10 protein-coding genes are annotated in these 18,776 nt (G+C 70.0%); 4 read left to right on the top strand and 6 right to left on the bottom strand.

From position 1 onward, the window contains the following. The first annotated feature begins 115 nt into the window (after positions 1-115). From OG858_RS14630 to fxsT, 3 genes are all read left to right on the top strand, one after another. The gene (locus tag OG858_RS14630) at positions 116-700 is read left to right on the top strand and encodes a DUF5819 family protein (protein WP_179200933.1); all 585 of its coding nucleotides are present in this window, start codon (positions 116-118) and stop codon (positions 698-700) included. Next, complete coding sequence (locus OG858_RS14635) at positions 697-1,890, top strand: HTTM domain-containing protein (protein WP_086748046.1); 1,194 nt, start codon at positions 697-699, stop codon at positions 1,888-1,890. Before OG858_RS14630 ends, OG858_RS14635 begins: the two co-directional genes overlap by 4 nt. 888 nt (positions 1,891-2,778) lie before the next feature. Beyond that, positions 2,779-5,196 (top strand): FxSxx-COOH system tetratricopeptide repeat protein, encoded by a 2,418-nt coding sequence (fxsT, locus tag OG858_RS14640; protein WP_328544817.1) that lies wholly within the window; start codon positions 2,779-2,781, stop codon positions 5,194-5,196. An 809-nt stretch (positions 5,197-6,005) separates the two neighbouring features. Here the strand turns inward: fxsT and OG858_RS14645 are convergent. The 5 genes from OG858_RS14645 to OG858_RS14665 all read right to left on the bottom strand — a co-directional run bounded on the left by OG858_RS14645 (position 6,006) and on the right by OG858_RS14665 (position 14,236). Next, positions 6,006-8,285, bottom strand: coding sequence for a discoidin domain-containing protein (locus OG858_RS14645; RefSeq protein WP_328544816.1), 2,280 nt, complete (start codon positions 8,283-8,285; stop codon positions 6,006-6,008). A 111-nt stretch (positions 8,286-8,396) separates the two neighbouring features. Next, a complete protein-coding gene (locus tag OG858_RS14650; RefSeq protein ID WP_086749681.1) occupies positions 8,397-9,296 on the bottom strand; it encodes a carbohydrate ABC transporter permease in 900 nt (299 codons plus the stop codon). A 6-nt stretch (positions 9,297-9,302) separates the two neighbouring features. Further along, positions 9,303-10,283: a carbohydrate ABC transporter permease gene (locus OG858_RS14655; RefSeq protein ID WP_408059401.1), complete on the bottom strand. Its 981-nt coding sequence runs from the start codon at positions 10,281-10,283 to the stop codon at positions 9,303-9,305. Between the two features lie 31 nt (positions 10,284-10,314). Next, the gene (locus tag OG858_RS14660; protein ID WP_319064749.1) at positions 10,315-11,610 is read right to left on the bottom strand and encodes an extracellular solute-binding protein; all 1,296 of its coding nucleotides are present in this window, start codon (positions 11,608-11,610) and stop codon (positions 10,315-10,317) included. Positions 11,611-11,686: 76 nt separating this feature from the next. Beyond that, a complete protein-coding gene (locus OG858_RS14665; protein ID WP_328544815.1) occupies positions 11,687-14,236 on the bottom strand; it encodes a beta-glucosidase in 2,550 nt (849 codons plus the stop codon). A gap of 154 nt (positions 14,237-14,390) precedes the next feature. Between OG858_RS14665 and OG858_RS14670 the strand changes: the two genes are divergently transcribed. Further along, a complete protein-coding gene (locus tag OG858_RS14670) occupies positions 14,391-15,026 on the top strand; it encodes a TetR family transcriptional regulator (protein WP_256960723.1) in 636 nt (211 codons plus the stop codon). Positions 15,027-15,107: 81 nt separating this feature from the next. On the opposite strand, the gene OG858_RS14675 is transcribed toward OG858_RS14670, so the two are convergent. Further along, complete coding sequence (locus OG858_RS14675; protein ID WP_328544814.1) at positions 15,108-18,680, bottom strand: glycoside hydrolase family 32 protein; 3,573 nt, start codon at positions 18,678-18,680, stop codon at positions 15,108-15,110. Positions 18,681-18,776 lie beyond the last annotated feature (96 nt).

Raw genomic sequence — 18,776 nt, forward strand, 5'->3', positions numbered from 1 at the left:
CCGGCGAACAACGGAGCGCAAGCGAATGACGGGCTCTCAGAGCAACTCTTCCCGGGTCCGGTCCGGACCGGCCACGGCGGTGTTGGTCTCCGCCGCCGTGATCATGTTGGGGGCCGTGGCCTGGCACGTAGCGGCGGTGTTCCTTGCGCTCGCGCCGGAGAACGGGATCTCACAGACATACAGGGAACAGATCGACGGGTATTCCAGACCCACATTCGCCAGGGACTGGAAACTGTTCGCTCCCAACCCCCTCCAGGAGAACACCGCGGTCTGGGCACGCGTCGAGTCGGCGTCCCCCGACGGCCGCCGCCGGGTGAGCAATTGGGTCGACCTCACCGGGCAGGACATCGCGGCCATCAGGGGCAACCCCGTGCCGAGCCACGCGCATCAGAACCTGCTCCGCCGCGCCTGGGATTTCTACGCGAAGACGCACGACCTGCGCGACGGTCGCCGTGTGGACCGGCGCGGTGACCTGTCGGAGCAGTATCTGAAGCGGATCGCGCTCCAGCGCCTCGGCCGCGGGGACAGCGGCGGCACTCAAACCGTCGCCATCCAGTTCCGGCAGCAGTTGACACCGGTGCAACCACCCCATTGGGACACGCGCGACGCGGGCACCGGTGTCATGGTCCGCGCGGCGGCTCCCGGGACGCAGCCCTGGTGGCCGGTGAGGGAACACGACTACGAAGGGCTGGGGTTGTGACCAAGCGCCTCACCGATCTCACGACGCGTATGACCGTCCTCCTCGACCTCGCTACCCGGGCCCGATTTCCCTACCAGGCCGCCACGGTCCGGATCGGCTTCTCTCTCGTCTTCGCGGCCTTCCTCATCCGCGAATGGCCCCACCGCCGGTCTCTCTACGGCGACCACAGCCCCTGGTCGCAGGAAATGGCTCTGCGCGTCATCGGCGAGGACCAGGCCTTCACCGCACTGGCCTGGTGGCCGGGCCACTGGTGGTTCGAGACCGTCTACCACGGCACCCTCCTGGCGGCACTGCTGCTCATGGTCGGCTGGCGCACCCGTGCCATGTCGGCGCTCTTCATGGTCGGCGTGCTGTCCCTGGAGTTCCGCGCCCCCTACCTGGGGGACGGCGGTGACAGCGTCTTCATCAGCATGGCGGTCTATCTCGTCCTCATCCGCTGCGGCGAGGTCTGGTCACTGGACGCACGCCGTCGGCGCACAGGTGCGGATGACCGGTCCGGTCCGTTGCTGTGGCAGCTGACGGGCGTACTGCTGGGACTGGTGCTCGGTCTCCCCGACTTCGGATGGGCGGGGCTGCTCTGGGCACTGTGGGTCGGATGCGGTCTGCGGTTCGCGGCCGACCGCTGGTTCCCCCAACACGAGGCCCGGACCGTGCTGGACGGTCTCGCAGCCATGCTGCACAACCTCGGAATGCTCGTCATCGCGGTGCAGGTCTGCTTCATCTACGCCACCGCCGGCTGGTACAAGATCCAGGGTTCGCGCTGGCAGGAGGGCAGCGCGCTGCACTACGCGCTGCACCTGGACCACTTCCGGCCCTGGCCCATGCTGTCCGATCTGCTGGCGGCCGGGATGATTCCGGTTGTCCTCCTCGCCTACGCGACAGTCGTGGTCCAGGTCGCCTTCCCCTTCACGCTCGCCTCCCGGAAGATCAAGAACACCCTGCTCGCAGTGATGATGGCCGAGCACGCCGGCATTGCGGTTGTCCTCGGGCTGCCATTCCTGTCCGCGGCGATGATTGTCTGCGACGCCCTGTTCCTGCCGACCGCGCTGCTGCTTTGGATCGACGCCCGTCTCAGCCGCAGAGGTCTTCGATCCGGGGGCGGCAGGAAGGTCCCGGCGGCCGTTCCTTCCATCCCGGAGGGCAGAAGGCCCGAGCCCGCGAAGGCACCGTCCGGCGCGACCCCGCCCTGACACGGAACCATAGGCTGCCGCCGTTCCCGTGTCCGGGAACGGCGGCACGTTCGTGTCCCGCCCAGGGAGGGACCCCGTATGACCCTTGTGCCAATCGTCCGACGCGTGCCCCTTCGCTAACGGGGACGGGTGAAGTGACCGGCCAGTCGGCCGGCGGGGCGATGATCCCGAGCGCGCCGGCTCCCAGCAGGGCGTTCACCACCCCAAGTTGCACAAGGCCTGTTGGCGACCGGCCCACCGGCCTGACCAGTCGAACCGCAGGGCTCCACGCAAGAGGGTCGCGTAACCCATCGGTGCAGTTTCCTCTTCGGGCCGTTTCCTTTGTCCATCGGCCACCGCCGGGACGCTCTCTCAGCGGCTACCTGCCGCCACGGAACACCAGATGCGCCATCGGCACGCAGGCCGCCGACGCCCCTGGACGACATCACTGATCGAGCGACACGAAGGCGACAGTGTCTCCACGGCACGATGAACAGCCGACGTCGCCCTCCCCGCGCCCACGCACCCGCCGTGCCGGTATCCGCACTGCCTCCATTGTCGGCCCGGTACTCGACTGCCGCGCTGGGGACAACAACCCGTGCCGCGCAACTGTCGGCGTTCGCGTGAAAGTACCCAGTCCGGTACACGGCTACGTATCCAGCAAGTTCGATATCGCCGGGCGCCGGGGCTACCCGCTTGTTGGTCTTCTTCGGGACGGGTGCGCTGGTCCTGAGAGAGGGGCGCCTCACCAGCTTGACTACGAGTCTTGCAACCTCCCGCGCAAATGGTCTCGGTTTGGGCATGCTGATGGCGGTGGACCGGGGGGCGACTATGGGGCGTAGGCAGAGTGCGTGGGCCGGGTCGGCTGTGGCGGGGACGGCTGCAGTCGTGGCGGCGGGGCTGGGGCCGGTGACCAATTACGCCAGTGCCACCGTGCCGGTGTGGGCGGCTCACGCGTGGGTGATCTGGCCAGTGTTCGCCGTGCTGGTGACCGCCAGCATCGGGCTGATGCTGTGGAGCCGACGGCTGGATGCCGCAGCAGGACCGCCGGTGCGGCTGGGACCAGCGGGCCGATCGGCCTGGAGCCGGCAGGATTCCTTACACCCTCCGCATGTGGAGCGCGTGCGTGGACGTGAGGCCGAGCTGGCCGAGCTTGCAGGCATGCTGCGGCGGCCGCAAGGACGGTTCGCGGTGTTGTGCGCGGCTGGCGGGATGGGCAAGACAACGGTAGCCGCGCAGTTCGCTGCCCAAGCCGACGCGGCGGGCTGGCACGTGTTTTGGGTGCGCTGGCGTGATGCCGCCGAGCTGGCGCAGCAGATGGTGCAGGTGGCCCTGGCCTGCGGGCTGCCCGAGGAAGAGTTGGATTCCGCGCGAGCCGGGCGGGTGAGTCTGCCCGATGTAGTGTGGCGGCAGTTGGGTCGGGCACGGCGGTGGCTGCTGGTGTTGGACAACGCCGACGAGCCGCAAGAGATCGGCCCAGCAGGAGAGCCGTTGGCTGACTACCGCGGTTGGATCCGCCCGCACGGCCGAGGCTTGCTGGTGATGACCAGCCGGGATAGCAGCCCGCAGACCTGGGGGCCGCGTGCCCGGCTACTGCCCTTGACGCCGCTGCCCGCACAGCCTGCAGGCCAGATCCTGGTCGACGTTGCTCCCGCTGCTGGCACAGCCGAGCAGGCTCGGGACCTGGCCGTGCGGCTCGGCGGCCTCCCGCTGGCGCTGCACGCGGCCGGCACCTACCTGGCCGGGCCCACCAGCCGCTACCGCACCTTCACCACCTACTGCCAGGCCCTGGAGCATGAACTGCCCCTCCTATTGGGGGCCGAGCACCCGGACGCCTCTCATCCGCAATTTGCCCGCACTGTGGTGCGGCACACCTGGGAGGTGTCCCTGGACCAGCTCGCCAGAGAAGGCAACGCTTTGGCCCGCCCCGTGTTGCGACTACTAGCAATACTGGCCGAAGCTCCCATCCCGCTGTCCCTCATCACCCCGGACTTGCTGTCTGCTGTCACCGGAGGCGACGTCACCGTCACAGCATTGGAGGCTGCGTTTGCAGGTCTGCACCGGTATGGCCTGCTTGACCTTCCTTACTCTTCCGGCAACGCCGGGTTGGCATCGGGCATCAGCGGCCCGGCGCAGGTGGTGCTCCACCCCTTGATCCGAGAGATCAATGCCGTCGCTCTAGCGGTCGAGGCACCCCATCTCGCCACCTGGCACCGAGCCCTTGCCGAGCGGCTGACCGCGGCCGTGCACGAGGTAGACGAGCAGGGGCGCGCCGCCTGGCCTGCCGCCGTACTCCTCGCCCCTCACCTACCGGTGCTGCTCGACCTCCCGGAACCAAGCTCCGCCACACACCACCGCACCGCCCTCAGCACGCTCGCGCAAGTACTGGAGCACGCCGGCGCCTTCAGTGCAGCCCGCCTGCTCCATGAACGCGTCCTCGACTTCGAGAGCCGCACCCTGGGCCCCCAGCACCCCGACACTTTGACCAGCCGCAACCACCTGGCCAACGCCTTGTTCGGGATGGGCGAGCCGGCTGAGGCGATACGTCTGCTCCGGCAGACCCTGGAGGACCGTAACTGTGTCCTGGGCCCCGCGCACCCTGACACCCTGATCAGCCGTCACGACCTCGCCTGTGCCCTGGACGGGACGGGACGGCATGCAGAAGCGGTGTCATTGCTGCGGCAGACCCTCGCCGACCGCGTCCGTGTGCTGGGCGTCGTGCATCCGCACACGCTGGCCAGTCGTGACAGCCTCGGTCTCGCCCTGGACGGGATGGGCGAACATGCGGAGGCCGTCCGCCTGCACCGACAGACCCTTGACGACCGCATCCGTGTGCTGGGCCCCGAACACCACCTCACCCTGCTCAGCCGCCACAACCTCGCCAGCGCACTGGCCAGGCTGGGCGAGCATGCGGAAGCGGAACGGCTGCTGCAGCAAGCTCTTGACGACCACGCCCGTGTCCTAGGCGTCATGCATCCGCACACGCTGGCCAGCCGTGACAGCCTCGGTCTCGCCCTGGACGGGATGGGCGAACATGCGGAGGCCGTCCGCCTGCACCGACAGACCCTTGACGACCGCATCCGTGTGCTGGGCCCCGAACACCCCGACACCCTGCTCAGCCGCCACAACCTCGCCGGCGCACTGGCCAGGATGGGGGAGCAGGAAGAGGCGGTACGCCTGCTACGACAGACCCTCGCTGACCGCGTTCGTGTGCTGGGCCCTGAGCACCCGCATACCGTGCGCACCCGCGACGACCTGGAGACAGCTTCGGCTGCCCGGCGTGCTGCGCAACGGCGACAGACCTGGTTGCGCCCCTCGCGACGCTAGGAGCCGCCCCCACAGGCACCGCATGGAGGCACGGGCGGGCCCGACGCGGCCACGCCCGACGATTCAAAGGCTGGGTACATAGCGGTGTACGCGTCTGAACATTCAGGCGTACGCCGACAGCAACCCGCAAATGGGACAGCGTGTCGGCGTGGAGACACCGTCGGACTGGACACGGCTGCGTCGTCCCGGTCCCTGTCCGGTCCCTGGAGCTTGGTATCGAGCCTCAGGGCAGTCGCCCGGACGGCGAGCGACAACCACAAGAACCTACTTCGCCGCAGGTCAGAGGAGTCGGAGCTCACCCGAGCGCCGGCGGACCCCAAACCCCGAGCGGCGGATTCGGTCCGTTCAGGCAAAGTTGACGCTCCGCCAGCCAAAAAAGAACGTTTCCGCAGTTCAGAGACCTGCAGAAGTGGGGCGGGGGGACTCGAACCCACGGCCGACGGATTATGAGTCCTTGAAGGTCTTGGCGACCCTTGCCGATCAGTGCCGATTCGAGGCGTTCTTGCAGGTCAGGCGCGTGCATCTCTGTGAGCTTTGCGCGGTCCTTGTCGGTTGGTTCCTGTCCTTGCGGTCCCTACACGGTCCCTGCCGCTCCTTGAGAGACCTGCCCGATACGGAATCCTCGGCGTCGCTCCAGCTCGGCGGACGCGGTGGAACCATGTCGCAGCGGATTCCCCTTCCGATGCACAGCTGTTCCACCTCCGCAGGCTCTGATTCGGAGCTCGTCCGGGGATCCGTGCGGCCGGACGGGCCCCACACGGTTTACTTCACCGTGTGGGGCCCGCGGCGGAAGGCGTTCTGGTCGTGCTTCAGGCAAGCCGCGCGGTAAGGATCACGGCGGCGCCGGCGGGCAATCGGTAGCTGTACGTCGTGTCGCCCCACGGGACGTCGAACGCGGCGCTGCCGCTACCGGAGTTGTACGTCACCGACAGCCGGGTACCGTCGGGCAGTCGAGCGTTCTTGCGCTGGACGCCCTTGGTCGCGCTCGCGTTCGAGGTGGCCTTGCCCTCGGGGGCCAGGACAGAGACATCGTGGATGGACCACCAGCTGCCCGAGCTGGACTTGTTGACCACCCGGACGTAGCGGGCGGTGGTGGTGGGCAGCAGGATCCGGGTCACGGTGCTGCCCGGGCCGGTGGCGATCGGCTTGCCCCAGCTGGTGCCGTCGTCGGAGATGTACACCTCGTAGCGGCGGGCGAAGTCGCCGGATGAGGCGCTCGTGTCCAGGACGAGCTGGTCGAAGGTCCGGGTCGAGCCGAGGTCGACCTGGAACCAGTCGCCCGGCTGCATGCCATGGCCGGAGCTCCAGCGGGTGGCGGCGTCGCCGTCGATGGCCTTGGAGGGCGGGTCGTCCGAGCTGCTCGCGGAGGCTGTGGCCTGCCAGCCCTCGCGGGACAGGGGCACCTCGCCCGTGGACGGGGTGAGGGAGGCACCGGTGGGCAGGGTGTAGCCGAGCCACTGGTCGCCGATGCGGACCTGGGGCTGCTGGGCGAGCAGCTTGCTGTCGTAGGTGATCAGGGCCTGGCTGCCGTCGGGGTTGCGGAAGGGGATGTCGACGGAGCCGATGGCGGCCGGGGCGGTGCTGCCGCTCTGCTTGCCGGTCCAGGTGAAGGTTGCGGCCGCTCCCGCTGCCAGGGTGTAGGTGAAGTGACGCTTGCCCCAGCGGACGGTGAAGGTGCGGTCGGTGGTGCCTGAGTTGTGGGTGACCAGCGCGGTGGAGCCGTCGGGGTTGGTGAAGGCGACGTCCTCGATGTTGCCCTTGCCGAGGGTGTTGGAGGCGACCCGGCGGGCGCCGGGCTGGACGAACTTGCTGGCCTGGGCGAGTCCCCAGTAGTCGGCCGTCGGGGCGTACGTCCACTTGCCGTCGGCGTTCCGCGCGACGGTGACCACCGGGCGGCAGCCTTCGCAGCCGTTGTTCCTGGGGCCGCCGTCGGCGTCCAGGGCGATGTTCCAGCGGACGATGCTCTGGGCCCAGTTCCGGGGGCCGTTGATGACGTTGTCCATCGCGCCGGCGAAGGCGTCGCTCTCGTCGCCCTCCCAGTTGCCGCCGGAGCACTCGGTCTGGAAGGCGGGCTCGTTGGGGTAGTCGTTGTGGACGGCGGTCTGGTTCAGGACCAGTTCGGCGCCCGCGTAGCAGTGCCAGGCCGTACCGGCGACCTTCCGGGCGGTGGCCGGGTCGGCGTACAGGGACTCGGGGTAACTGGTGACGTCCCAGTTGTGGTCGTAGCCCAGGATGCCGGTGGACAGGCCCTGCTTCTTCAGGGTCGGGGCGAGGTGGTCGGTGATGAAGGTCTTCTGCTGGTCGGCTGGCAGGTACATGCCCGGGTAGGTCGACGGTTCGTGCAACGGCTCGTTCTGCGGGGTGACATAGCGGACCGGGACACCGGCCGCCGCGTACGCCTTGAGGAACTTCGCGAAGTAGTCGGCGTACGACTGGTAGGCGTCCGCCCGCAGTCGGCCGCCGATCATCGAGTCACTGGTCTTCATCCAGCCCGGCGGGCTCCAGGGGGTGGCCATGACGGCCAGCTTCGGGTTGAGCGCGCGGGCCTGCTTCAGCAGGGGGATGGTGTACGCGCGGTCGTGGTCGACGGTGAACTGTGTCAGCTCGGGGTCGGTCTGGCCGGCGGGCAGGTCGTCGTAGGAGTAGTTGCCGCTCACGGTGAAGTCGCTGGCGCCCATGGGCTGGCGCAGGACGTTCAGGCCGATGCCGTCGCGGCGGCTGAAGAGGTCGCGCATCAGCGCCGCACGCTGTGTCCTGTCGAGCTTGGTGCCGACCAGCCAGGCGGAGGAGTCGGTGAACGAGGCACCGAAGCCGGTCATCGGCTGGTACGCGCGAGTGGTGTCCACCGTGATCGTCGAGCCGGAGGAGCCGGAGGAGCCGGACGATGCGCGTCCCGTCTTCCAGGTCACGGACGGCTGCTTGGCCAGGTGGGTGTCGGTGGACAGGTCGGTGAGCCAGAGCGATGCCTTGCCGGACGCGGCGTCGGCCGAGGCCGGGGCTGCTGCTGCCGGGAGGGCGGGAAGCGTGGCGATCAGGGTCGCGGCGGCTGCCAGGGCGGTCCGGCGCCATTGCCGGGTGGTGGTTCTCATGGTGCGGCTCCTTGCGGGCGGGCATGACGGCCGTGCACGGCGGCGCGCGTGCATGACGGGGGTGGTGCGAAACCGGCGCGTGGGGGCCCGGTAAGGGCGCCGGAGCTGGGGTCACTTCAGGCCGGTGGTGGCGATGCCGGCGACGAAGTGGCGCTGGAAGAGGAGGAAGACGATGGTCACCGGGAGCAGGACGACGACGGAGCCTGCGAGGAGGATGCCGAAGCGGGTGAAGTCCTGTCCGCTGCTGGCCAGGGCGAGGCCGACGGGGAGGGTGTACTGGCTCTCGTTCTGGGCCACGACCAGCGGCCACAGGAAGTTGTTCCAGGAGCCCAGGAAGGTGATGATCCCGAGAGTGGCGAGGGCCGGTCTGGTCAGCGGCAGGATGATTCTCCAGAAGATGGCCAGTTCGCGGCAGCCGTCGACGCGGGCGGCGTCGATCAGCTCGTCGGGCAGGGTGGAGATGAACTGCCGCATCAGGAACACCCCGAAGGGGGTGGCCAGGAACGGCAGGATCAGCCCGAGCAGGGAGCCGGTCAGTTGCATGTTGGCCACCAGGACGTACAGCGGTACGAAGGTGACCAGGCCGGGGACCATCAGGGTCGCGATGACCAGGGTGAACACGGCGCGTCGGCCGCGGAACTCCAGCTTGGCCAGGGCGTATCCGAGCATGGAGCAGAAGAGCAGGTTCCCGGCGGTGACGGCCAGGGCCACGATCACGGAGTTGGCGAACATGCTCGTGAAGTCCAGCGTGCCGAGCAGTTCCGTGTAGTTGGCGAGTGTGGGGCGGGTGGGGATCAGGTCCGGTGGGATCTTGCGGATGTCGGCCTCGGGCTTGAACGACCCGGAGAGCATCCACAGGAACGGCGTGACCATGAGGAGCAGCAAGCCGGTGAGCGGTAGGTACAGCCAGGGCTGGCCCCACTCACGGCGGACGCGGCGGCGGCGTAGGACCTTGTCCGTGGCCGATGACGGCGTGGGGGCGGATGCGGGAGCGGAGGTGACGGTGGTCATGGGGCATCAGTCCTTGTCCCGCAGCACGCGGAACTGCAGCACGGTGAGAGCGATGATCAGGACGAAGACGACGTAGCCGGCCGCCGATGCCATGTCGTAGTTGCCGTTGCCGAACTGTTTGTAGGCGTACAGCGTGGCCGACAGGGTGGAGTCCAGCGGGCCGCCGTCGGTCATGACGAACGGCTCGTCGAAGAACTGCAGGTAGCCGATGCCGGTGGTGACGGCGGTGAGGAGGAGGGCGGGGCGCAGGAGGGGGAAGGTGACCCGCCAGAACCGCTGCCAGGCCCCGGCGCCGTCGAGTTCGGCCGCCTCCATGAGGGACTGGGGCACGGACTGCAGGCCCGCCAGCATGATGATCATGACGGTGCCCAGGTTGCGCCACACGGCCATGAGGATCATGACGGGCAGGGCGAACCGGGTGTCGGCCAGCCAGGCCGGGCCGTCGATCCCGAACCAGGCGAGGGCGGTGTTCGCCAGGCCCGCCTGGGGTTCGAGGAGGGTTTTCCACACCACGGCGACGGCCACGACGCTGGTGATCACCGGGAGGTAGAAGCCGACCCGGAAGACGGCCCTGAAGCGGCGGATGCCGCGGTCGAGGGCGACCGCCGCGGCGAGCCCGGCGGCCAGGGTCAGGGGCAGGCCGACCAGGACGAACACGCCCGTGTTGGTCAGGGCGGTGAAGAACTGCGGGTCCTGGAAGAGGCGTACGTAGTTGTCGAAACCGGTGAACGACACGCTCAGCGGGGTGCGCAGGTCGGCGCTCTTGGTGTCGGTCAGGCTCATCAGCATCGACCAGGCGACCGGCAGCAGCATGAAGGCGAGGAACAGGGCGAGGAACGGGGCGGCGAGGGTCCACGCGGCGCGGGTCTGGCGGCCCCGCGCGGAGCGCCGCGGCGAAGAGTGGCGGCGGGCCGCCGGCCGCGGGCCGGCGGCGTCGCGTTCCTTGGTGCCCTGCCCGGCGATGGTGCTCGTGGGCATGGTTGTCATCCGTCCGTACGAGGGATGCTGCGGGGGCGGTTCAGCGGCCGGTGCCGATGCCGGTGGCCTTGGACTGCAGGGTCTTCTGCGTCTCGGCGACGGTGGCCTTGCCGTAGGCGAGCTTCTCCAGCTCGCTGTCGATGGTGTCGGCGATCTGCTGCCAGGTCGTGATGGCCGGCGGGGCCTTGGTGACCTTCAGCTGGGTTTCGAAGGCCTCCATGTCCTCGTTCTCGCCCAGCTTCCCCTCCGACCAGGACTGGACGACTGCGGGGAGGTTGCCGGTGGCGTCCGCGTAGTCGGCGAGGTTCTTGGCGTCGGTGAGGAACTTGACGAACTTCCAGGCGGCGTCCGCGTTCTTGGCGTCCTTGAAGACCGCCAGGTCGCTGCCGCCGGCCAGGCCGGCGGCCTGCTCACCCTGCGGCAGGGGCATGGTCTTCCACTTGCTGTCCAGCTCGGGGGCGTTGAGGTGCAGGTTGCCTCCGGTGCTGGCGCCCTGCTGCACGGTGCCGATCAGCCCGTTCTGGAAGTTCTGGCCGGAGTCGGTCTTGTCGTTCGGCGACAGGCCGTCCTTGAAGATGTCGTCGTAGGCCTCCAGGGCCTTGGTGACCTCGGGTGAGTCGAAGGTGAACTTCTTGGTCCCGGCGTCGTAGATGTCACCGCCCTGCTGCCACACCAGCGGCAGCCAGAACAGCCAGGAGTTGAAGCCGGTCTGCAGCTGGGTGGCGTGGCGCAGCTTGGGGTTCGCCTTGCCCGCGGTGGCCTGGATGGCCTTGAGGTCCTTGAGGTAGCCGTCCCAGTCGGCGGCGGGGGCGCCCTTGATGCCGGCCTTCGTGGTGATGTCGGTGCGGTAGTAGATCACCGAGGTGTCGGCGGTGAAGGGGACGCCGTAGGAGGTGTCCTTGTACTTCGTGGTGTCCCACTGGCCGGGGAAGAACGCGGACGACTCGAACGAGGCCGGGGTGGCCTGGAAGCCGTTCATGGAGGCCATCTCGGCCATCCACGTGGAGCCGATCAGCGACAGGTCGGGGGTGTTGCCGCCGGCGATCGAGGTGGTGAGCTTCTCGTGCGCGGCGTCCCACGGCACGGCCGTGATCTGGACCGACACATCCGGGTTCTGCTGCTCGAACTTCTTCGCCAGGCCCTGTAGGTCCTTGTCGGCCTTGTCGCCCATGGACCACATGACCAGCTTGCCCTTGGCCTTGCCACTGCTGATCTTCGTCGGGGCGTCGGCGTCCGCGGAGTCGTCGCTGCGGCCACAGCCGGTGGCCAGCAGGGCGGCGGCGACGGTGGCGCAGGCTATCTGGAGCGTTCTGGTGGTGGGACGGGTGCTTCGCATGGTTGCGGCTCCTTGCGGTCGTGCTGAACAGGGCACGTGGGGGTGTGGTGGGGCAAAAGGGACTGCGGCCGGTGGGTCACCCTGCGGGGCGCAGGCACCCCTCGTCGACGGTCACCTCGGCGGCGAGACGCGGGTCACGGCTGGAACGTCCGACGTGAAGGCGGTAGCGGCCGGGCGGCATACGCCACGCGCGAGCCTCGCTGTCCCAGATCTGGAAGGCGCGTGCGGGCACGTGTACCTCGGCTGTGACGCGGGCGCCCGGTGCCGCCTGGACGGTCGCGAAGCCGGCGAGCAGGCGCACCGGCCGGTCGAGGCCGTCCCGCGGCGGCTCCAGGTAGACCTGGACGACCTCACGGCCGACCCGGGGCTCGGTGTTGGTCAGTTCCACGGTCAATTTGAGCCCGCCTCCGCCTGCGGGGCTGGGCAGAATGGCGGAGACGGGAGATGGGGAGAGGGTTACGGACTCGTACGTCCACCGGGCCCAGCCAAGTCCGTGACCGAAGGGGAAGGCCGGGACGAGCCCGCCCTTGTCCCAGGCCCGGTGGCCGATGTGGACTCCTTCGGTGTAGTCCACGACGCCGTCGCGGGGGACGGCGTCCGGTACGGGGACGTCCTCGGCCCGGGCGGGCAGCGTCCAGGGCAGCCGGCCGGACGGTTCGGTCCGGCCCAGCAGGACGTCGGCCAGGGCGTGCCCGGCTTCCTGGCCCGGCAGCCACGCCCACAGCAGGGCGGGCGCCTCGTCGGCCCAGGGCAGCAACACAGGGGCGCCGGCGTTGACGACCACGATCGTGCGCGGGTTGGCGGCGAGCACCTTGCGGACCAGGTCGTTCTGGTGGCCGGGCAGGTCTAGGCCGGTGCGGTCCCAGCCCTCGGACTCGACCTCCTCGTTGGTGCCCACGACGACCACGGCCACATCGGCCGCCTGTGCCGCCGCGGCAGCCTCGGCGATCTCCTCGTACGGCGTGGCGCCGGGCGGGGCGTGGCGCAGCTGGGCGGTGACGAAGCGGTCGTAGCCGCCGGGTTCGACGACGGTGAGGTCGACTCCGAGGGCGATCCGGCGCGGCTGCGGCCCCACCTCCAGGTCGATGCCCCGCAGCGGCGGGTTGTTGTGCGTGGAGTCGAGGATCAGCTCCACCCCCCGGTCGTCGTCCCCGGAGAGGACCTCCTCGCCGTCGACGGTCACCCCGTAGCGGCCGACGCATCCGATCTCCAGGCGGTGCGTCCCCGGCTCGGTGAGAGTCAGCACGGTGCGCAGTGCGACGCGGTGCGTCTCGGGTCCGAAGTCGCCGTACCCGCTCCAGTCACCGGAGGGGCGGATCGTGCCGCCGACGCGGTAGCCGTCGGCGTCGAGGTGGTCGGCGCGTACTCCGCCGGCGCCGGTGTCGGGGTCGGTGAGGAGCGCGTCGGTGAGGTACGGCGGGCGCAGACGGGAGTCGCCGCCGCGGTGCACGGACAGGTGCACGTCCTCGGGGAGCGCGGCGCGCAGCCCGTCCTCGAACGACACCGTGCGCACCGCCGGTACGTAGGCGCTGCCGCCGCCCTGGAGGTACGGCGCAACGGCGTTGGGGCCGATCAGGGCGACGCTGCGGATGCCTTGCGGCGCCAGCGGCAGCAGGTCGGCCTCGTTGCGGAGCAGCACCATGCCGCGGGCGGCGACCTCACGGATGAGGCTGAAGTCGTCCTCTCCGGGGCCCGCCGGGGCGGCGGCCGACGGCACCGGGTTCTGTCCGGGCTCGCCCAGGCGGCCGGTGTGCCGCGCCAGGCGCAGCAGCCGCAGCACCTTGTCGTCGATGAGCCGTTCGTCGACCTCGCCCGCGTGGACGGCCTCCACGAGGGGGTGGCCCCACAGGGGCTCGGGTCCGGGCATCGCCAGGTCGAGGCCGCCGACCGCCGAGGCCACGGTCGAGTTGGTGGCCGCCCAGTCGCTGACCACGGGCCCGGAGAAACCCCACTCCTCCTTCAGCACCTCGCGCAGCAGCCGGGCGTTCTCGGTCATCGGCGCCGACTCGGTGCCGTCGTCGACGCCCGAGTAGGCGGCCATCACGCTCCACGGCTCGGCCTCGGCGAGCACCTGCTCGAAGGGGGCCAGGTAGACCTCGCGCAGGGTGCGCTCGTCCAGCCGGGAACGGTAGCGGGTGCGGTCGGTCTCGGAGTCGTTGGCCACGAAGTGCTTCAGGCACGCGCCCACGCCCCGGCTCTGCAGGCCGCGTACGAGGGCGGCGGCCAGGGTGCCGGTGAGCAGCGGGTCCTCGGAGAAGTACTCGAAGTGCCGTCCGGCGACCGGGGTGCGCTGGAGGTTCACCACCGGACCGAGGACGACGTCGACGCCCTTGCGGCGGGCCTCCGTCGCGAACAGGGTCCCCAGCCGCTCGGCGAGTTCGGTGTCCCAGGTGGCCGCGAGTGCGCTCGGGGCGGGGGCCAGCAGGCCGGTGGCGCCGGGCTCCTCACCGGTGCCGCGCACTCCCTGCGGGCCGTCGGACATCGTCACCGAGGACAGGCCGAGGCGGGGCTCGGCGGGGAGTCTCCACACGTTCGCGCCCGTCAGCAGCCGGAGCTTGGACTCAAGATCCAGGGCCCGGACGCGGGCGGACAGCTCGGTGTCATCAGGGAGGGCAGGGCGGCTCATGCTCGTCCTTCCAGGCCGCGATGCGGCACGAAGCGGGCGGAACGGGAGCAGGAAAGCACACTTACTAAGTACTTAGTAAGTCCTTGTGCGTAAGTTCTTTCTCAGGTTTGATCGAAGAGTGACCACTGATCGACAGCCCCGTAGACTCCGCACGATGAGCGAGAGCACGCCGAACGGGGAGCGGCAGCCCCGCACAGGGAAGAGCCTCAAGGCCCAGCAGCGACGGCAGGAAATCCTGCGGATCGCCATGGACACCTTCGCCGCACGCGGCTACAACAACGCATCCCTGCAGGAGATCGCCGACCGGGCCGGCGTCACCCAGGCCGGTGTCCTGCACTACTTCCGCTCCAAGGCCCAGCTGCTCACCAGCGTCCTGGACCTGCGCGACGCCACCGACATCGAACAGCTCGGCCCCGACCGCCCCCGGGGCCTGGCCTTCCTGCGCCACCTCGTCGACACCGTCCGCCGCAACACCGAACGCGAAGGCATCGTCCGGCTGTACGCCGTGCTCTCGGCGGAGAGCGTCACCGAGGGCCACCCCGCCCAGGACTTCTTCCGCGACCGCTACGCCGGTCTGCGCACCATGGTCTCCGAAGCCCTCGCCGAAGCCTCCGAACTCGGCGAGACACGGCCCGGCCTCGATGTCGAAGAGGCGGCCACGGCGATCGTCGCCGTCATGGACGGCCTCCAGATCCAGTGGCTGCTGGCGCCGGGATCCGTCGACATGGCCGCCTCCACGGACCGTGTCATCACCGCGCTGCTTGCCGACCTCAGCGACCTACCGACCTGATCCCGCCCGGCACGGAGGCTCCACCCTGTTTCTCTTGGGTGGAGCCTCACGGCGTCGTCGAAGGGACGGCCTGGTCGGTGGTTACAGCTGCTTCACGTACGTGTCCTGGTAGGTGGCCCTCCCTCCGAACACGTTGAGGCCGATGTGTCCGCTCGTGTACCTCGTGTCCGTCACGTCGATGATCCGCTTGCCGTTGAGGAACACCTGGATGCGGTCTCCCTCCGCCGACACCCGCACCGGGTACGTCGTGCCGCGGCGGAGTAGGGCCGGGACGCGGGCGAGGGCGGCACCGTCGTCGAAGAAGCCGTTGGCCTTGGCGACCAGGCGGATCACGCGCAGGTCGGGATCGATGTTGAGGCAGTAGGCGTCGGCGCCGTCGGAGGAGGCGCGCCACAGGAGGGAGAGGGCGCCGCCCGTGTCCGGGTCGGGGCCACCGAGCCGGACCAGGGTGGTGAGGTCCAGGTCCGTCGCCGTGCGGGCCGAGATCGCGTTGGAGTCCTTGTCGAAGGTTCCGGCGCGGCCTGCCCCGGAAGTCGACCAGCGACCGGCGGGGGTGATCGTCAAGTTGCCGAGGTCCGAGCGGAATTCACCGCCGGTCGGGGCGGCCACCAGCGGCTTCACCCGGTCCACCAGGCGGAAGGTGCTGTCCAGCCTGTGCACCTTGAGCGACTCGATGTGTGCGGTGCCGCCCTTGGCGTAGAAGGCCATGCCGTCGGCGTCCGGGCCGGGGAAGATCAGGCTGGTCACGGCGGCCTGTCCGTCCGCGCCGAATGCCTCGACCGAGGACGAGTCGACGTACACGCGCAGGGTCACACGGCCGTCGGTCGGCTTCATCGGCGCGGTCGTGCGGCCCGCGAAGTACTGCGTGAAGTCGCTCAGGCCCGATGCCGAGCGGTCCACGAACAGCTCCTCCGCCTCCGTGTCGTATCCGACCGTCGTGTGCCGGTCTGTGTCGGTTCGGAGGCGGAAGCCGATTTCCTCGGCGGTGCCGAGGGTGATCTCGGCTTCGACCTCGTAGGCGGTGCCAGTGACTCCCGCGAGCGGGTTCGCCGATCCCGGGCCGACGGAGAGATCCTTGCGGGTCTTGGTCGACGTGCGCAGGGTGGTCAGTTCCGGGACCGGTCGCTGCGCCAGGCGTACGCCGTCGGTGGTGTCCGTGAGCGTCAGTTCGCGCGGGGTGCTCAGTTGGCCCTTCCAGGCGCCGGTCGGGGCGCTGAAGGGGTAGTCCCAGTTGCTCATCCAGCCGAGCCAGACGCGGCGGTCGTCGGGCAGGCCGTAGAAGGACATGGCGGCGTAGTAGTCACGGCCGGAGTCGGCGCGCAGGACCGTGCCGGCCTTCTGGTCGGGAGTGAAGCCGGTGCCGTTCCACTCGCCCGTGAAGTACTGGGCGGCCGAGCCGTCCGTGGCGCGTACGGCACCGGTGCTCAGGGTGAGGACCCACTTCACCTTGCCCTTGTCCCCGTCGACCGGCAGCGGGAAGAAGTCGGGGCACTCCCAGACGCCGGGCGTGGCCCAGTCGCCGTAGCCGAAGGAGCTGACGTGGGTCCAGGTGAGGAGGCCGGTGGAGGTGAAGAAGCGGATGTGGTCGCCGCCGGAGACGACCATCAGCCACTGGTCGTGGGCCTCGTCGCGGATGACCTTCGGGTCACGGAAGGTCCAGCCGGCGTCGGGGCCGCCCGGGTTCTGCACGGCCGGGGTCGAGCCGCCGTGCAGCTGCCACGAGCGGCCCTTGTCCTTGCTGTACGCGATGCGCACGCCGGCGTTCCCGCCCGGCTTGTCCGGGTGGTAGCTCGTGTAATAGGCGAGCAGGCCCGAGCCGCCGTCGAAGAGTCCGGAGGTGTCGTCGGTGTCCACGACCGCGCAGCCGGTCCAGCAGTGGCCGTAGGCGTTCCAGGGCAGGGCGATCGGCAGGGGCTGCCAGTGGACGAGGTCGGTGCTGACCGCGTGCGCCCAGCGGCCCTCGTCCTGATGGAAGAGGTGGTACTCGCCGTCGTGGTGCAGCAGGCCGCAGGGGTCACTGGTGGAGCCGGTGAGCTGGGAGTAGTGGTACGTGGGGCGGTACGGCTCGGTGAAGTGGTCGGCGGTGCCGCGGACTTCGACGTTCTGGAAGTACGACGTCCCGTGCGCGGCCGCGGTGCCGAAGGCGGCGCCCTTGGTGCGGGACACACGGGTCTTGAGCGCCCGCACGCCGTCCACGTACACCTCGATCGTCCTGCCCTTCGCGCGTGCCTCGACACGGTAGGTTCCGTCGGCCGTGATGCGCCGGACCGGGCCGGAGGCGGAGGCGAGGCGGGTGCCGGAGGAGCGGTCCAGCAGGACGACGGCGTCGCGGCCGGCTTCCAGGCGGGCTTCGTAGCCGCCGGAGCCGTTCGCGGACGCGCGCAGGACGAGGCCGGCCGAGGAGGAGCGGTCGCCGGGTGTGATGTCGGCCCTCGCCACCAGGTCGCCGTCGGTGAAGGGGGCCGTGCGCAGGCCGTTCTCGCCGCGGATGCCGCGCAGGTCCGGGGTCCAGGTGCCGGAGCGGGCCCTCCAGCCCTGGAGGCCGGTGGCGAGGTCGGCGGCGGCGATGTTCTCGAAGGACACCTCGCCGGCCGATGCCGTGACGGCGAGTCGGCCCTTCGTATGGGTGGAGTCCTGGGCGGTGATGACGGGGCTGTAGCCGTCGGGAGAGAGGAAGTTGGTCTGCCAGTGCACGCGCAGTTCGGTGCCGTCGGCTTCGACGCGCAGGCGGTAGACCGTGTCGGCCTTGATGGTGGCCGCGTAGGTGCCGAGGGTGACGTCGCCGTCGATGCGGTAGAGCCTCAACTTGCCTTGCTTCGCGTCGACTTGGACGCCGTAGCCGTGCGTGGCCCTGGCGTCGGTGCGCACCAGCAGTGAGGCGGTGGCGGAAGCGTCGTGCAGGAGCAGGTCGGCCTGGAGCGCGGTGTCGTACGTCCTGGTCGTGGTGATGGCGCGGGCGGTGGCTCCCTGGGTCGGGGCCGCGCGCCAGCCCAGCGGACCGGCCGTCCAGGTGCCGCCGCTCGTGGTCCAGCCGGTGAGGTTGGTGGTGACCGAGGAGAGGGAAGGCGGGCCGAAGGTGACCTTGCCGGCCTGGGCGAGCAGGCCCACCGAGCCGGTGTCGTGGCGGTGGTCCTCGGTGTGGAGGAGCCGCTTGCCGTCGACACGCACCGTCAGCCCGGGTCCGTCGACCGCCACTTCAAGGTCATAGGGCTTTCCGGCCCGCGCGCCCGACAGTGGAGCGGTGGCGAGTGTGTCGCCGCCGGCCAGGTCGTAGAGCCGTATGCGGGCGCGGCCGGGGTCGAGGGCGACCACGTATCCGGTCGAGCCGTCGAGGGCTGCCCGGAACACCAACGCGCCTACGGAGGACGCGGATTGGGGCGTGACGCGGGCCGCGTACCTGCCCTTGGCCGCGAGTTGCTGCTCGGACAGGGCGAGGGCGGGCCCGCGACGGCCGGCGGTCGCCTTCTGGCCGCCGTCCAAGGTGCGGGTCCAGGTGCCGGTGACGGGGGTGGGGTCGGGGATCGGGGCGGCGGCGGGGGTCGCTCCGGCGGCGCTCGGGGCGGCGGCCTGCGCTGCGGGGAGGATGCCTCCGAGAGGCAGCAGGGTGGCGGCGGTTCCTCCGGCGAGCAGGAGGGTACGACGGGACACGCTCATGGCGGCTCCTGAAGGAGAACAGGGGCCGCTCTTGGCGGCTCCTGAGGGAGAGCAGGGGAGGGTGGGCCACGGCCCCGGGGGACGTCCACCCCGCGG

The sequence above is a fragment of the Streptomyces europaeiscabiei genome, assembly GCF_036346855.1.
GTDB lineage: Bacteria > Actinomycetota > Actinomycetes > Streptomycetales > Streptomycetaceae > Streptomyces > Streptomyces europaeiscabiei.

What these genes read in the sequence shown, in the direction of transcription:
- OG858_RS14645 (WP_328544816.1), bottom strand. Translation starts at nt 8,285, where the DNA reads ATGAGAACCACCACCCGGCAATGGCGCCGGACCGCCCTGGCAGCCGCC.
- OG858_RS14650 (WP_086749681.1), bottom strand. Translation starts at nt 9,296, where the DNA reads ATGACCACCGTCACCTCCGCTCCCGCATCCGCCCCCACGCCGTCATCG.
- OG858_RS14655 (WP_408059401.1), bottom strand. Translation starts at nt 10,283, where the DNA reads ATGACAACCATGCCCACGAGCACCATCGCCGGGCAGGGCACCAAGGAA.
- OG858_RS14660 (WP_319064749.1), bottom strand. Translation starts at nt 11,610, where the DNA reads ATGCGAAGCACCCGTCCCACCACCAGAACGCTCCAGATAGCCTGCGCC.
- OG858_RS14665 (WP_328544815.1), bottom strand. Translation starts at nt 14,236, where the DNA reads ATGAGCCGCCCTGCCCTCCCTGATGACACCGAGCTGTCCGCCCGCGTC.
- OG858_RS14670 (WP_256960723.1), top strand. Translation starts at nt 14,391, where the DNA reads ATGAGCGAGAGCACGCCGAACGGGGAGCGGCAGCCCCGCACAGGGAAG.
- OG858_RS14675 (WP_328544814.1), bottom strand. Translation starts at nt 18,680, where the DNA reads ATGAGCGTGTCCCGTCGTACCCTCCTGCTCGCCGGAGGAACCGCCGCC.